The 13,968-nt window shown below is 64.9% G+C and carries 14 protein-coding genes; 9 read left to right on the forward strand and 5 right to left on the reverse strand.

Going from position 1 to position 13,968, the window contains the following annotated elements; translation table 11 throughout:
* Positions 1-4 precede the first annotated feature (4 nt).
* The gene (locus AC1DZT_RS03115; protein ID WP_478005140.1) at positions 5-961 is read right to left on the reverse strand and encodes a magnesium transporter CorA family protein; all 957 of its coding nucleotides are present in this window, start codon (positions 959-961) and stop codon (positions 5-7) included.
* Positions 962-1,102: 141 nt separating this feature from the next.
* Here AC1DZT_RS03115 and AC1DZT_RS03120 point away from each other — a divergent pair, with 141 nt between their 5' ends.
* From AC1DZT_RS03120 to AC1DZT_RS03155, 8 genes are all read left to right on the forward strand, one after another.
* Positions 1,103-1,771 carry an HAD family hydrolase gene (locus AC1DZT_RS03120; RefSeq protein ID WP_478005141.1) on the forward strand — a complete coding sequence of 223 codons (669 nt, stop codon included), beginning with the start codon at positions 1,103-1,105 and terminating at the stop codon, positions 1,769-1,771.
* Complete coding sequence (locus AC1DZT_RS03125; RefSeq protein WP_478005142.1) at positions 1,771-2,736, forward strand: sugar-binding transcriptional regulator; 966 nt, start codon at positions 1,771-1,773, stop codon at positions 2,734-2,736. The genes AC1DZT_RS03120 and AC1DZT_RS03125 overlap by 1 nt, the downstream gene beginning before the upstream one ends.
* A gap of 107 nt (positions 2,737-2,843) precedes the next feature.
* The gene (locus tag AC1DZT_RS03130) at positions 2,844-4,157 is read left to right on the forward strand and encodes an ABC transporter substrate-binding protein (RefSeq protein WP_478005143.1); all 1,314 of its coding nucleotides are present in this window, start codon (positions 2,844-2,846) and stop codon (positions 4,155-4,157) included.
* A gap of 89 nt (positions 4,158-4,246) precedes the next feature.
* On the forward strand, positions 4,247-5,119 hold the full coding sequence (locus AC1DZT_RS03135; RefSeq protein WP_478005144.1) for a carbohydrate ABC transporter permease: 873 nt from the start codon (positions 4,247-4,249) through the stop codon (positions 5,117-5,119).
* A gap of 12 nt (positions 5,120-5,131) precedes the next feature.
* On the forward strand, positions 5,132-5,962 hold the full coding sequence (locus AC1DZT_RS03140; protein WP_478005145.1) for a carbohydrate ABC transporter permease: 831 nt from the start codon (positions 5,132-5,134) through the stop codon (positions 5,960-5,962).
* A gap of 7 nt (positions 5,963-5,969) precedes the next feature.
* A complete protein-coding gene (locus tag AC1DZT_RS03145) occupies positions 5,970-6,968 on the forward strand; it encodes an ABC transporter ATP-binding protein (RefSeq protein ID WP_478005146.1) in 999 nt (332 codons plus the stop codon).
* Between the two features lie 26 nt (positions 6,969-6,994).
* Positions 6,995-7,765 (forward strand): L-iditol 2-dehydrogenase, encoded by a 771-nt coding sequence (locus AC1DZT_RS03150; protein ID WP_478005503.1) that lies wholly within the window; start codon positions 6,995-6,997, stop codon positions 7,763-7,765.
* 2 nt (positions 7,766-7,767) lie between these two features.
* Complete coding sequence (locus AC1DZT_RS03155; protein WP_478005147.1) at positions 7,768-9,210, forward strand: mannitol dehydrogenase family protein; 1,443 nt, start codon at positions 7,768-7,770, stop codon at positions 9,208-9,210.
* A gap of 60 nt (positions 9,211-9,270) precedes the next feature.
* Here AC1DZT_RS03155 and AC1DZT_RS03160 read toward each other — a convergent pair whose 3' ends face one another.
* Positions 9,271-10,371 carry an anhydro-N-acetylmuramic acid kinase gene (locus AC1DZT_RS03160; RefSeq protein ID WP_478005148.1) on the reverse strand — a complete coding sequence of 367 codons (1,101 nt, stop codon included), beginning with the start codon at positions 10,369-10,371 and terminating at the stop codon, positions 9,271-9,273.
* 61 nt (positions 10,372-10,432) lie between these two features.
* Between AC1DZT_RS03160 and tyrS the strand changes: the two genes are divergently transcribed.
* Positions 10,433-11,683 carry a tyrosine--tRNA ligase gene (gene tyrS / locus AC1DZT_RS03165; RefSeq protein ID WP_478005149.1) on the forward strand — a complete coding sequence of 417 codons (1,251 nt, stop codon included), beginning with the start codon at positions 10,433-10,435 and terminating at the stop codon, positions 11,681-11,683.
* A 101-nt stretch (positions 11,684-11,784) separates the two neighbouring features.
* Here the strand turns inward: tyrS and AC1DZT_RS03170 are convergent, their stop codons facing one another.
* The 3 genes from AC1DZT_RS03170 to AC1DZT_RS03180 form a co-directional block, all read right to left on the reverse strand.
* Positions 11,785-12,807: an aldo/keto reductase gene (locus AC1DZT_RS03170; RefSeq protein ID WP_478005150.1), complete on the reverse strand. Its 1,023-nt coding sequence runs from the start codon at positions 12,805-12,807 to the stop codon at positions 11,785-11,787.
* Between the two features lie 71 nt (positions 12,808-12,878).
* Positions 12,879-13,448: a peptidylprolyl isomerase gene (locus AC1DZT_RS03175; protein WP_478005151.1), complete on the reverse strand. Its 570-nt coding sequence runs from the start codon at positions 13,446-13,448 to the stop codon at positions 12,879-12,881.
* Complete coding sequence (locus tag AC1DZT_RS03180; RefSeq protein ID WP_478005152.1) at positions 13,438-13,947, reverse strand: peptidylprolyl isomerase; 510 nt, start codon at positions 13,945-13,947, stop codon at positions 13,438-13,440. The genes AC1DZT_RS03175 and AC1DZT_RS03180 overlap by 11 nt, the downstream gene beginning before the upstream one ends.
* Positions 13,948-13,968 lie beyond the last annotated feature (21 nt).

Below are 13,968 nucleotides of genomic sequence, written 5' to 3' on the forward strand. Positions count from 1 at the left end.
CCAGTTACAGCCATTTCTTCCACTTGAACACGAACCAGGTGACCAGCGCCGAGGCCACCATCAGCCCCAAGGCCATCGGGTAGCCGAGGGCAAAGTCCAGCTCCGGCATCAGGCGGAAGTTCATGCCATAGACCGAGGCGATCAGCGTCGGCGGCAGGAACAGCACCGCCACGACCGAGACGATCCGCACCGTGGTGTTCTGGGCAAGGTTGATCATGCCCAGCGTCGCGTCTGTCGCCTGCGCGACACGGGAGGAGAGATAATCGCCATGCACCTCCAGCGCCTGGATGTCCTTGGAGAGGCCGATGATCGTGGCCTTCAGGGGCTCGACCTCGCCGCGTTCCTCGAGGCCCACGCGGAAGAAGCCAAGCGCGCGGTCGATGGTCAGAAGCGAGAGGCGGCAGTTGCCCACCATGTCGCTTTGCCGGCCCGAGGTTTCCAGCGCCTTCTGCAACACGGCGGCCTCCGGCCCCATGCCCTCGGTCGAAAAGATCGCCCGGGTGATCTTGTCAAGCTCGCGGCCCGCGCCCTCCATCAGGTCGGCAATGCGGCCGATGATCTCTTCGCAGAGGCCGAGGAAGACCCGGTTCGGCCCGCCGCATCCCAGCGCCACCTTGTCGGCGCGCGGGGCATAGGTCTCGAACGGGCGGGGCGTGTGGTAGCGCACGGTCATCACCCGGCCCTGGCCGAGGATGAAGGCCACCGGGCCATTGATCGGGGTCAGCCCATCCTCGCGCGACAGGCCGGGCACCAGCACGGTCATGTAATCAAAGCCATTTTCGCGGTAGAGGCGCGAAGAAATCTCGATCTCTTCCAGATCCTCCAGCGTCGGCACTTCGGGGACGAAGGGGGCGGCCACCGCCACCTCGGCAGGGTCGGGCTTGCACAGGTCAAGCCACAGCGCCGTGGCAGGGTCGGACGGCACCAGCTTGCCGTTTTCGTTGCGGTAGGCGAACAGCATCCTTGTCACTCCCCTGGCACGCGCCAAGGCTTGCCACGCATCAAGGCTGGACAAAAGCCCCTGTTTGGGCCGAAACCCTGCAGGCAAGGGCCCGATCACGACAGCATGATCGCGGGGCGGGCCTGATCCGGGGGGGAGCCCATGTTCGATCTGGTGATCTTTGACTGCGACGGGGTGTTGATCGATTCCGAGATCATCAGCGCGCAGATGCTGGTCGAAGCATTGGCGGGCTTTGGCGTGGCGATCGACCTGGCCTATGTCGGGCAGCATTTCCTCGGCCGCAGCTATCCGACCGTGATGGCGCAGATCCGCCAGGACTTCGGTCTCGACATGCCCGAGGATTTCGAGGACCAGTACCGCACCCGCCTGATGGCCGCCTTCGAGGCCGGGCTGCAGGTGATGCCCGGCGTGACCGAGGTGCTGCGCGACCTGGCCCTGCCCTGGTGCGTGGCGACCTCCTCCAGCCCGAAGCGGGCGGCGCGGTCCTTGCAGATCGCGGGGCTTTCGGATCTGGTGGGCGACGGGCTTTACACCGCGACGATGGTGGCGCATGGCAAGCCTGCGCCGGATCTCTTCCTGCATGTGGCTTCTGCGCGCGGGGTGGACCCGTCGCGCTGCCTCGTGATCGAGGATTCGCTCAATGGCGTGCGGGCCGGGCTGGCGGCGGGGATGGTGGTCTGGCGCTTTGTCGGCGGCAGCCATCTGCGCGGCCAGAGCCTGGACGCGCCGCCCGATGCCCGGGCGCATCTGGATTTTGCCGATTTCGCCGGGTTTCACGACCTGCACCCTGACCTGCTGCGGAGGACCTGATGGCCCGTCCTGTCACAAGACCCGAAACCGATTCCAGCCTGCAGGACGAGGCCGCCCGTGCCGGCTGGCTCTACTACCTGGGCGGGCTGACCCAGGACCAGATCGCCGCCGAACTCGGCGTCTCGCGCCAGAGGGCGCAACGGCTGGTCAGCCGCGCCGTGACCGAGGGGCTGATCCAGGTCCGCCTGTCGCACCGGATCGGCACCTGCCTGTCGCTGGAGGCCGAGCTGATGGCGCGCTACGGGCTGACGCGCTGCCGCGTCGCACCCTCGCCCGGCGCGGGGGGGGACCTTGTGCGCGCCACCTCGCCCGTCGCCGCGGCCGAGCTGGAGCGGGTGCTCAGGATGGCCGAGCCCAAGGTGATCGCCCTGGGCACCGGGCGTTTCCTGCGCGGCATGGTCGATGCGATGGAGGAGGTCGAGGCGCCGCAGCACCGCCTCGTCTCGCTGATCGGGAATATCGCGCCGGACGGGTCGGCCAGCTTCTTCGATGTCGTCATGCGGATCGCCGACAAGGTGCGCGCGCCGCATTACCCGATGCCGGTGCCGGTGATCTCGCCCACGCCCGAGGAGAACGCGGCCTTCCATGCCCTCGGCCCGGTTCGCAAGGTGGTCGACCTCGCCCGCGCGGCGGATGTGGTCTTCGTCGGCGTCGGCCAGATGTCCTTTGACGCGCCGCTTCTGACCGACGGCTTCGTCACGCGGCGCGAGCTGGAGGAGATGCAGGCCGCCGGCGCCACCGGCGAAGTCGCCGGATGGGTCTATGATTCGCGCGGCAATTACCTCGATGTCGGGACAAACCGCCGCACCGGCGGGGTCCGGGTCGAGCCGGGCCTGGCGCGAACCGCAATCGGAATTGCAGGCGGGCCCAGCAAGGTCGCCGCGATTGCTGCGGCGCTGCAATCGCGCATTATCAATGGCTTGATCACCGACGAACAGACCGCAACCTCGATTTTGTCACGCTGATCCCTTCGCAACTGCGGCGTGGAATGGGGCTTGACGGATCACACCTTCGTATGAGTAATTGCCCACTAAGCGATGAAATGCTCAATCGCTGATCTGGGAGGATACCAATGCAAATGACGCTGCGCGCGCTTCTTGGCGCGACGGCCGCGCTTACCCTGTCGGGTATGGCCATGGCCGAGACGACCGAGATCACTGTGGCGACCGTGAACAACGGCGACATGATCCGGATGCAGGGCTTGATGGATGATTTCTATGCCAAGCACCCTGACATTCACGTCAACTGGGTCACGCTGGAAGAGAACGTCCTGCGTCAGAAAGTCACGACCGACATCGCCACCAAGGGCGGTCAGTTCGACGTTCTGACCATCGGCACCTATGAGGTTCCGATCTGGGGCAAGCAGGGCTGGCTGGTCTCGCTGGACGATCTGCCGGCGGACTACAAGAAAGACGACCTCTTGCCCGCCATCGCCGGCGGTCTGACGGTCGATGGCCATCTCTATGCCTCGCCCTTCTACGGCGAAAGCTCGATGGTCATGTACCGCAAGGACCTCGTCGAAGCGGCCGGCCTGAAGATGCCCGACGCGCCGACCTGGGCCGACATCAAGAAAATCGCCGACGCGACCACCGACAAGGCGAAAGAGCAGTATGGCATCTGCCTGCGCGGCAAGGCCGGCTGGGGCGAGAACATGGCCTTCCTGACCGCCATGTCCAACTCCTTCGGCGCCAAATGGTTCGACATGGACTGGAAGCCGCAGTTCGACCAGAAGCCCTGGGCCGACACGATCGCCTTCTACCTGGACCTGATGACCAACGACGGTCCTCCCGGCGCCTCGAACAACGGCTTCAACGAGAACCTGGCGCTGATGCAGCAGGGCCATTGCACCATGTGGATCGACGCCACCGTGGCGGCTTCCTTCGTGACCGGCAAGGACTCGACCGTGGCCGACAAGATCGGCTTCGCCCTCGCCCCCGACAATGGTCTGGGCAAGCGCGGCAACTGGCTCTGGGCCTGGTCGCTGGCCATCCCGGCCGGTTCGCAGAAGGTCGAGGCTGCCAAGACCTTCGTCGACTGGGCGACCAACCCCGACTACCTGGCGCTGGTTGCGTCGAAAGAAGGCTGGGCCAACGTGCCTCCGGGCACCCGCACCTCGCTTTATGCGAACCCGGACTATGCCAAGGTGCCTTTCGCCAAGATGACGCTGGACAGCATCAACGCGGCTGACCCGACGCATCCGACCGTGGACCCGGTGCCCTATACCGGCGTGCAGTTCGTGGCGATCCCCGAGTTCCAGGGCTTTGCGACCGAAGTCGGCCAGCAGTTCTCTGCCGCTCTGGCGGGCACCACCAAGCCGGAAGATGCGCTGAAGAACGCGCAGGAGCTGGTGACCAAAGCGATGACCAAAGCCGGTTACATCAAGTAACCAGCTGACAGGGCGGGGCCGCGTCTCCCAAGGGCGGCCCCGCATCTTTCCCCCCCAAATTCCCCTGAAATTCGCGTTTGGAGTCCGTCATGGCCACCCAGCATTCGCGCCTTGCCGCCCGCTTCATGGTGGCACCCTCGGTCATCCTGCTGTTTCTGTGGATGATCGTGCCCCTGGCCACGACGATCTACTTCAGCTTCATCAACTACAATCTTCTGAGCCCGCAAAACACCGGATGGGCCGGATTTTCGAACTACTATTACTTCATCACCGATCACGCCTTCCTCCAGGCGCTGTGGAACACCGTGGCGATCGTGGTCGGCGTGCTGCTGATAACCGTGGTCGGCGGCGTGCTTCTGGCCCTGTTGATGGACATGCCCTTCTGGGGCCAGGGCGTCGTGCGGGTTCTGGTCATCGCCCCCTTCTTCGTGATGCCCACCGTGTCGGCGCTGGTCTGGAAGAACATGTTCATGAACCCGGTGAATGGCATGTTCGCCCATATCGCCAAGGGTCTGGGGATGCAGCCCTATGACTTCCTGAGCCAATCGCCGCTTCTGTCGATCATCGTCATCGTGGCCTGGCAATGGCTGCCCTTCTCGACGCTGATCCTCTTGACCTCTCTCCAATCGCTGGACAGCGAGCAGCAGGAAGCGGCCGAGATGGATGGCGCCTCCTGGATGTCGCGCTTCATCTACCTGACGGTGCCGCACCTGACCCGCGCCATCACCGTGGTCATCCTGATCCAGACCATCTTCCTTCTGTCGGTCTTTGCCGAGATCTTCGTGACCACCAATGGCGGCCCCGGCACCGCGTCGACCACCATCACCTACCTGGTCTATGTGCAGTCGCTGTTGAACTACGATGTGGGCGGGGGCTCGGCCGGCGGTATCGTCGCGGTGATCCTGGCCAATATCGTCGCCTTCTTCGTGATGCGGATGATCGGCAAGAACCTGGACGCATGAGGGGCAACAATCATGGCACGCAAAGTCACAAACACCCGCAAAGCCGTCACCACCGTCGCCGCCTGGGGCATTGGTCTGCTGATCTTCTTTCCGATCCTCTGGACCATCCTGATGAGCTTTCACAGCGAGGGCGACGCGATCAAGAACCCGTTGGAGATGCTGCTCTCGCCCTGGAACTTTGACAGTTACGCCGAGGTGCAGACCCGCTCCAACTACTCGTTGCACTTCATGAATTCGGTGGTGATCTCGGTCGGTTCCACCATCCTCGCTCTGATCATCGCGATCCCTTCGGCCTGGGCCATGGCCTTCGTGCCGGGCCGCAAGACCAAGGATCTGCTGATGTGGATGCTGTCGACCAAGATGATGCCGGCGGTGGGGGTGCTGATACCCATGTACCTCGGCTTCAAGAACCTCGGGCTCTTGGATACCCGCACCGGGCTGGTCGCCGTGATGACGCTGATCAACCTGCCGATCGTGATCTGGATGCTTTACACCTACTTCAAGGAAATCCCCGGCGAGATCCTGGAAGCGGCGCGGATGGACGGCGCCACCCTGCGGTCGGAGATCATCCATATCCTGACGCCGATGGCCGTGCCGGGCATCGCCTCCACCATGCTCCTGAACGTGATCCTCGCCTGGAACGAGGCCTTCTGGACCCTGCAACTGACCACGCATAACGCGGCACCTTTGACGCAGTTCATCGCGAGCTATTCCTCGCCTGAGGGGCTGTTCTACGCAAAACTCTCGGCGGCCTCGACCATGGCCATTGCGCCGATCCTGATCCTGGGCTGGTTCAGCCAAAAGCAACTCGTCCGTGGCCTGACCTTTGGCGCGGTGAAGTGAGGACAAAATGGGTAAAATCACTCTCAACGCCGTGCGCAAATCCTTCGGGGATGTCGATGTCATCCCCTCGATCGACCTCAACATCGAAGACGGCGAGTTCGTCGTCTTCGTAGGCCCGAGCGGCTGCGGCAAGTCCACCCTGCTGCGGCTGATCGCCGGGCTGGAGGATGTGACCTCGGGCCAGATCGCGATCGACGGCAAGGATGCCACCGACCTGCCCCCGGCGCAGCGCCGTCTGGCGATGGTGTTCCAGTCCTATGCGCTTTATCCGCATATGTCGGTCCGGAAGAACATCGCCTTCCCGCTGAAGATGGCCGGTATGACGCCGGAACAGCAGGAGGCCAAGGTGCAGTCCGCCGCCAAGGTGCTGAACCTGACCAACTACCTCGACCGCCGTCCCGGGCAGCTTTCCGGTGGCCAGCGCCAGCGCGTCGCGATTGGCCGAGCGATCGTTCGCGAACCCGCCGCCTTCCTCTTCGACGAGCCGCTGTCGAACCTTGACGCGGCCCTGCGCGTCAACATGCGGCAGGAGATTACCGAACTGCACCAGCAGTTGAAGACCACGATGATCTATGTGACCCATGACCAGGTCGAGGCGATGACCATGGCCGACAAGATCGTCGTGCTGAACGCCGGGCGGATCGAACAGGTCGGCTCGCCGATGGCGCTTTATGACCATCCGGCCAATACCTTCGTTGCGGGCTTCATCGGCAGCCCCAAGATGAACCTGATCACCGGGGCCGAGGCGCAGAAGCTGGGGGCCACCACCATCGGCGTGCGGCCGGAACATCTTGATCTGGTTGAAACCGGCGGCTGGGCCGGCGTTGTGGGCCTGTCCGAACACCTCGGCTCTGACACGTTCCTCAAGGTCCAGACCGAGGCGGTTGGCACGATCAACGTCCGCGCCGGCGGCGAGGTCAAGCTGCGCCACGGCGACCGGATCAACCTGATGCCGCAGGCGGGCAAGGTGCACCGCTTCGGCCCGGACGGAAAGAGCATGGCATGAGCAAGGGCGGCTTGAGCCAGGGCAGCATGAGGCTGGCGGGCAAGACCGCCCTGATCACCGGCTCGGCCCGTGGCATCGGGCTGGAGTTTGCCCGGGCCTATATCGCAGAGGGGGCCACGGTGGCCCTGGCCGATATCAATGCCGAGGCCGTGGCGAAATCCGCCGCAGCCCTCGGGCCGAAAGCCGTGCCGATCCAGATGGATGTGACGCGGCAGGACAGCATCGACGCGGGCTTTGCCGAGGCAATCGGCAAACTCGGCAAGCTGGATATCCTGGTCAACAACGCCGCCCTCTTTTCGGCCGCGCCGATTGTCGAGATCACCCGCGCCGATTACGACCGTCTGTTCAGTGTCAATGTCGCGGGCACGCTCTTCTGCCTGCAGGCGGCGGCGCGTCACATGGTGGCGCGCGGCGAAGGCGGCAAGATCATCAACATGGCCAGCCAGGCCGGCCGTCGCGGCGAGGGTCTGGTGGGGGTCTATTGCGCCTCCAAGGCCGCCGTCATCAGCCTGACGCAAAGCGCCGGGCTCGACCTCATCAAGCACCGGATCAATGTCAATGCCATCGCCCCCGGCGTGGTCGATGGCGAACATTGGGACGGGGTGGATGCCTTCTTCGCCCGCTACGAGAACAAGGTGCCGGGCCAGAAGAAGCGCGAAGTCGGCGCCGCCGTTCCCTTTGGCCGGATGGGCACCGCACAAGACCTCACCGGCATGGCGATTTTCCTCGCCACGCCGGAAGCCGATTACATCGTCGCCCAATGCTTCGGCGTGGACGGCGGCAACTGGATGGCCTGATCATGCAAGCAACTCTGCCCGCTTACGACCGCAAAAGCCTGAAAGCCGGGATCGTCCACATCGGCCTTGGCAATTTCCACCGCGCCCATATGGCGGTCTATCTGGATGACCTCTTCGCGCTGGGGCTGGACCATGACTGGGCCATCATCGGCGCCGGGGTCCGCGCGCCCGACGCGCGGATGCGCGATGCGATGAAGGCGCAGGATTGCCTTTCGACCGTGATCGAGCTGGACCCTTCGGGCCGTTCGGCGCGGCGGATCGGCTCGATGATCGACTTCCTGCCGGTCGAGCCGGACAATACCAGCCTGATCGCCGCGATGACCAATCCGGCGATCCGCATCGTCTCGCTCACCGTGACCGAGGGCGGCTATTTCGTCGATTCGACCGGCAAGTTCGACCCGACCGCGCCCGAGATCGCCGCCGATGGCGCCAATCCGGCCAAGCCCGCCACCGCCTTCGGCGCCATCGTCGCGGCGCTGAAGGCGCGGCGGGCGGCGGGGATCGTGCCTTTCACGGTGATGTCCTGCGACAACCTGCCGGGCAATGGCCATGTCGCCGCCGATGCCGTGGTCGGCACCGCCCGCCTGTCGGACCCCGCGCTGGCCGACTGGATCAAGGAGAATGTCGCCTTCCCCAACGGCATGGTCGACCGCATCACCCCCGCCACCGGCTCGCGCGAGCGTGCCATGGCGGCCGAGTTCGGCCTGGGCGATGACCCGGTGCCGGTGACCTGCGAGCCCTTCCGGCAATGGGTGCTGGAGGACAACTTCCCGGCCGGCCGCCCTGCCCTCGACAAGGTCGGCGTCACCTTCACCTCCCATGTCCATGCCTTCGAGGCGATGAAGATCCGCATCCTGAACGGCGGCCATGCAATCATCGCCTATCCGGGCGGGCTGAAAGGCATCCATTTCGTCCATGAGGCGATGGCCGATCCGCTGATCCCGAAATTCCTCGACGCGATCGAAAGCCGCGAGATCCTGCCGATCGTCCCGCCGGTGCCGGGCCAGGATCTGGTCGCCTACAAGGAGCTGATCCTGCAGCGTTTCTCCAACCCGGAAGTGGCCGATACCGAGCGGCGGCTGTGCCTGGACGGATCGAACCGGCAGCCGAAGTTCATCGTGCCTTCGATCCGCGATGTCCTGGCCTCGGGCGCCAAGGCCGAGGGGCTGACGCTTCTGTCCGCCATGTGGTGCCGCTATTGCGCCGGCACGACCGAGGCCGGCGCGGTCATAGAGCCGAACGATCCGAACTGGGACATGCTGCAGGCCAATGCCAAGGCGGCGCGTGGCAATCCGATGGCCTGGATCGGGATGGATGCGGTCTATGGCGATCTGGCCAAGGATGCCGCCTTCGTCGCCCGCTTTGCCGCGGCGCTGGAAGAGGTCTGGACCAAGGGCGTCGATACGGCGATGCAGCGCTATATTTCCGGCGCTTCCGCGGGTTGAGAGCGCCGGGGGCTGTCTGCCCCCGGACCCCCGAGGATATTTATAGACCAATGAAAGGGGTCAGGGCTGGCTGATCTTGCCGCCGCCGACGGCTGCGGGCACGCCTGTGGTCGAGGCGCAGGAGGTCGGCAGGCCGGCTTTGACCCTTGCTGCGAGAAAGGCGAAGGCCTGGGCTTCGAGCATGTCGCCGTTGAGGCCTTGGGTTTCGACCGGGGCGACGTTGGGCAGGCGCTGGCTCAAGGCCTGCATCAGGGCGGCGTTGTGGCGGCCGCCGCCGGCGACGAGCAGCTGGGTGATGCTTTGGGGGAAATGCTCGGCCCCCTTGGCCACCGCTGCAGCGGCGCAGGCGGTGAGCGTGGCCAGGGCATCGGCATCACTGAGTTTTGCGACCGCCTCCAGTAGATCGGGAAAGGCGTTGCGGTCCAGGGACTTCGGCGGCATCCGGTAGAAATAGGGATGGGCGAGGAAGGCCTGGACGGCGGCCTCGTCGGGCGTGCCGGACAGCGCCAGCGTGCCGCCCTCGTCCAGCGTCTGGCCGAGGCGCGCCAGCATCAGGTCATTGAGCGGCGCATTGGCCGGGCCGGTGTCGAAGGCGAGAAGCGCGCCCGCCGTCTCGGGCTTGGCGACACGCGGGTCGACCCAGGTGACATTGCCGACGCCACCGAGGTTGAGGAAGGCCAGCGGCACGGTGGCGCCGATCATCCGGGCCAGGGCATGGTGGAAGAAGGGCACGAGGGGCGCGCCCTGCCCACCAAGCTCGACATCCGAGGAGCGGAAATCCCAGACCACGGGCAGGCCCAGAACCTCGGCCAGGATCGCGCCATTGCCGGCCTGATGGGTGCCGCGCCCGCCCGGGTCATGCGCCAGGGTCTGGCCGTGGAACCCCACCAGCGCCACGTTGGAAAAGCGCGAGATCAGTTCGACATGGGCGGCCTCGACCACCTCGGCCGCGGCCTCGACGGCGGGCTCGCCCTGCCAGAGGCCGAAGGCGGCGCGGATCGTGGCCTGTTCGGCGGCGCTGTAGGGGCGATAGGCATGCGGGCCGAATTCGACCACCTTGATCCCGTCGGTCAGCACCATCGCCGCATCCACCCCGTCGAGCGAGGTGCCCGACATGGTGCCCAGCACCCAGACCGGTGCCTCCAGACCCTTTCCCTTCATGGCCGCCCCCGTTATAGCACTGCTACCCTAATGCCTGCCGACCTTAGTAGATGAGGCTCTCATGACCTACCATCCGAAATCCGACTTCATGCGCGTGATGATCGAACGTGGCTTTCTGGCCGATTGCACCGATTATCAGGCGCTCGACGAGGCGTTTCTGAAAGGGGTCGTGCCGGGCTATATCGGCTTCGATGCCACGGCGAAAAGCCTGCATGTGGGCAGCCTGATCCAGATCATGATGCTGCGCTGGCTGCAGAAATGCGGCGGCAAGCCGATCGTTCTGATGGGCGGCGGGACGACGAAGATCGGAGACCCCTCCTTCCGCGCCGACGAGCGCCCCCTGCTTACCGATGCGCAGATCGGCGCCAATATCGCCGGGATCAAGCGGGCCTTCTCGCCCTATGTCAGCTTCGGCGAGGGGCCGAGCGATGCGATCATGGTCAACAATGCCGAATGGCTGGACGGGCTGAACTACATCGGCTTTTTGCGCGACATCGGCAAGCATTTCAGCGTCAACCGGATGCTGAGTTTCGAGAGCGTGAAATCCCGGCTCGACCGCGAACAGTCGCTGTCCTTCCTCGAATTCAACTACATGATCCTGCAGGCCTATGACTTTCTGGAACTGAACCGCCGCTACGGCTGTCTGGTGCAGATGGGCGGCAGCGACCAGTGGGGCAACATCGTCAACGGCGTCGATCTGACGCGTCGGGTCGTGGAGCATGAGGTTTACGGCCTGACCTCGCCGCTCTTGACCACCAGCGACGGCAAGAAGATGGGCAAGAGCCAGAATGGGGCGGTCTGGCTGAATGCCGACCTCCTCAGCCCCTATGAGTTCTGGCAGTTCTGGCGCAACACGACCGATGCCGATGTGGGCAAGTTCCTGAAGCTGTACACCGATCTGCCGCTGGACGACTGCGAGAGGCTCGGCGCCTTGCAGGGGTCGGAGATCAATGTGGCCAAGATTGCCCTGGCCAATGCGGTGACGACGCTGCTGCATGGCGCGGAGGCGGCGGCGGCGGCAGAGGCCACGGCGCGGGAAGTGTTTGAGAAGGGCGGCGTGGGCGACGATCTGCCGACCCTGGCGCTGAGCCCGGACGATCTGGCCTCCGGCATCACCGTGGCGCAGCTTTTCGTGCGCGCCGGGCTCGCCGCGACCGGCAAGGACGCCAAGCGCCTGATCACCGAGGGTGGCGCGAGGATGAATGACGAGGTCGTGCTGGATGCGGGCTACCGGGTGGGTGCGGGCGAGCTGGCCGAGCCCTTGAAGCTGACCGCGGGCAAGAAGCGCCATGCCCTGGTGATCCTGGGCTGAGGCCACGATTTTTCTGCGAAAAATCAAAAAGAAAGAAGAAAGGGGGCCGAAAGGCCCCCTTCGAATTTTCGCAGAAAATTCGGCCCCGCCGGCAGCGCGGATCAGACCGGCGTCGGATTGCGGTGAAAGCCGCTCTGGTGCCAGTAGGGATAGGGTTTGGGGCGGCGGCTCACCTCGTCCAGCCGCTCCAGCTGATCCGCCGTCAGTTGCCAGCCAAGCGCGCCGAGATTCTCGCGCAGTTGCGCCTCGTTTCTGGCGCCGATGATGACCGAGGCGACGGTCGGCCGCCCCAGCACCCAGTTCAGCGCGATCTGCGGCACGGATTTGCCGGTCTCGGCCGCTATCTCGTCCAGCACATCCATCACGGCGTAAAAAAGGTCGTCCGGGACCTGCGGCGCGGCATCCCCGTTCTGCACCGCCCGCGATGTGGCGTCGATCGGGGTGCTGCGGCGGTATTTGCCACCGAGGCGGCCCCAGCCCAGCGGACTCCAGACCACGGCGCCAACCCCCTGATCGAGGCCGAGCGGCATCAGCTCCCATTCGTAATCGCGGCCCAGAAGCGAGTAATAGGCCTGATGCGCCACATGCCGGGTCAGGCCGTATCTCTCCGACACCGCCAGCGATTTCATCAGATGCCAGCCCGAGAAGTTGGAACAGCCGACATAGCGCAGCTTGCCTGCGGTCACGAGGTCGTCCAGCACCCGCATCACCTCTTCCTGCGGGGTCTTGGCGTCGAAACCGTGCAGCTGGAACAGGTCGATGTGATCGGTCCCGAGCCGCCTCAGCGCCGCCTCCACCGCTCGGATCAGGTGATAACGCGACGAGCCTACCTCGTTGACGCCGTCCCCGAACTGGAACGTCGCCTTGGTCGAGATCAGGACCTTATCGCGCCGCCCCTTGAGCGCGGCGCCGAGGATCTCTTCCGCCGCACCGCCGGAATAGACATCGGCGCTGTCGAACATGGTCAGACCGGCCTCGAGGCAGACATCGACCAGCCGCGTCGCCTCGGCCACATCGGTGGCGCCCCAGGCCTTGAAGAACTCATTGCCCCCACCGAAGGTGCCGGTGCCCAGGGTCAGGGCGGGAACCATCAGGCCCGAGCAGCCAAGGCGGCGGTGTTCCATCTGTCTCTCCTGCGGTGGGGGCCAAGCAAAAGGCCCGCCGGGGTGCGGCGGGCCCTGGTTTCAGGCGGCGGTCACTCCTGCACGGTGACCTTGGTCATCACGTCGGGGTCCTTGACCTCGCCGTTCTGGCCCTCGCCGCGCTTGATCTGATCGACCACATCCATGCCCTCGATCACCTTGCCCACCACGGTATATTTGCCGTTCAGGAAATCGCCCGGGGCGAACATGATGAAGAACTGGCTGTTGGCAGAATTCGGGTCGGAGGCGCGGGCCATGGCGACGATACCGCGCTCGAAGGGCACGTCGGAGAATTCGGCCGGAAGGTCGGCCATCTCGGAGCCGCCCATGCCGGCCATCGAGGTGTCGCCACCCTTCTTGCCGTATTTCACGTCGCCGGTCTGCGCCATGAAGCCGTCGATCACGCGGTGGAAGACCACGCCGTTATAGGCGCCTTCCTTGGCCAGGGCCACGATCTGGGCCACGGCCTTGGGGGCGATGTCGGGGCTCAGGTCGATGACGATCTTGCCATTGGCCTGACCGGCCACTTCGATCACCAGGTTCGGGCCCGGACCGTCGCCCTCGGCAAAGACCGGCGTCGACAGAAGGGCCAGGGCGGCGGCGGCGATAAGCTTACGCAACATCGGCGGCCACCTTGACAGAGATCATGCGGTCCGGATTGGCCGGCGGCTCGCCCCGGGTGATCGCATCGACATGTTCCATCCCCGAGATCACCCGGCCATAGACCGTGTATTGCTTGTTCAGGAAGTGGTTGTCCGAGAAGTTGATGAAGAACTGGCTGTTGGCCGAATTCGGGTTTTGCGACCGCGCCGCCCCGATCGTGCCGCGGTCATGCGGCAGGTTCGAGAACTCGGCCGGAACGTCGGGATAGGAGGAGCCGCCCGTGCCGGCGCGGCGCAGGTTGAAGTCCTTTTCCATGTTGCCATTCTCGACATCGCCGGTCTGGGCCATGAAGCCGTCGATCACGCGGTGGAAGGCCACATGGTCATAGGCGCCTTCGCGGACCAGAAGCTTCATGCGCTCGACGTGCTTGGGGGCCACGTCGGGCAGCAGCTGCACCACGACATCACCGCCCTTGAGCGTGATGATGATCGTGTTCTCGGGGTCCTTGATTTCGGGCATCGGTCCGTCCTTTGTTGCGCC

The sequence above is a fragment of the Rhodobacter sp. P1_C2 genome, from assembly GCF_056406375.1.

What these genes read in the sequence shown, in the direction of transcription:
- AC1DZT_RS03115 (WP_478005140.1), bottom strand. Translation starts at nt 961, where the DNA reads ATGCTGTTCGCCTACCGCAACGAAAACGGCAAGCTGGTGCCGTCCGAC.
- AC1DZT_RS03120 (WP_478005141.1), top strand. Translation starts at nt 1,103, where the DNA reads ATGTTCGATCTGGTGATCTTTGACTGCGACGGGGTGTTGATCGATTCC.
- AC1DZT_RS03125 (WP_478005142.1), top strand. Translation starts at nt 1,771, where the DNA reads ATGGCCCGTCCTGTCACAAGACCCGAAACCGATTCCAGCCTGCAGGAC.
- AC1DZT_RS03130 (WP_478005143.1), top strand. Translation starts at nt 2,844, where the DNA reads ATGCAAATGACGCTGCGCGCGCTTCTTGGCGCGACGGCCGCGCTTACC.
- AC1DZT_RS03135 (WP_478005144.1), top strand. Translation starts at nt 4,247, where the DNA reads ATGGCCACCCAGCATTCGCGCCTTGCCGCCCGCTTCATGGTGGCACCC.
- AC1DZT_RS03140 (WP_478005145.1), top strand. Translation starts at nt 5,132, where the DNA reads ATGGCACGCAAAGTCACAAACACCCGCAAAGCCGTCACCACCGTCGCC.
- AC1DZT_RS03145 (WP_478005146.1), top strand. Translation starts at nt 5,970, where the DNA reads ATGGGTAAAATCACTCTCAACGCCGTGCGCAAATCCTTCGGGGATGTC.
- AC1DZT_RS03150 (WP_478005503.1), top strand. Translation starts at nt 6,995, where the DNA reads ATGAGGCTGGCGGGCAAGACCGCCCTGATCACCGGCTCGGCCCGTGGC.
- AC1DZT_RS03155 (WP_478005147.1), top strand. Translation starts at nt 7,768, where the DNA reads ATGCAAGCAACTCTGCCCGCTTACGACCGCAAAAGCCTGAAAGCCGGG.
- AC1DZT_RS03160 (WP_478005148.1), bottom strand. Translation starts at nt 10,371, where the DNA reads ATGAAGGGAAAGGGTCTGGAGGCACCGGTCTGGGTGCTGGGCACCATG.
- tyrS (WP_478005149.1), top strand. Translation starts at nt 10,433, where the DNA reads ATGACCTACCATCCGAAATCCGACTTCATGCGCGTGATGATCGAACGT.
- AC1DZT_RS03170 (WP_478005150.1), bottom strand. Translation starts at nt 12,807, where the DNA reads ATGGAACACCGCCGCCTTGGCTGCTCGGGCCTGATGGTTCCCGCCCTG.
- AC1DZT_RS03175 (WP_478005151.1), bottom strand. Translation starts at nt 13,448, where the DNA reads ATGTTGCGTAAGCTTATCGCCGCCGCCGCCCTGGCCCTTCTGTCGACG.
- AC1DZT_RS03180 (WP_478005152.1), bottom strand. Translation starts at nt 13,947, where the DNA reads ATGCCCGAAATCAAGGACCCCGAGAACACGATCATCATCACGCTCAAG.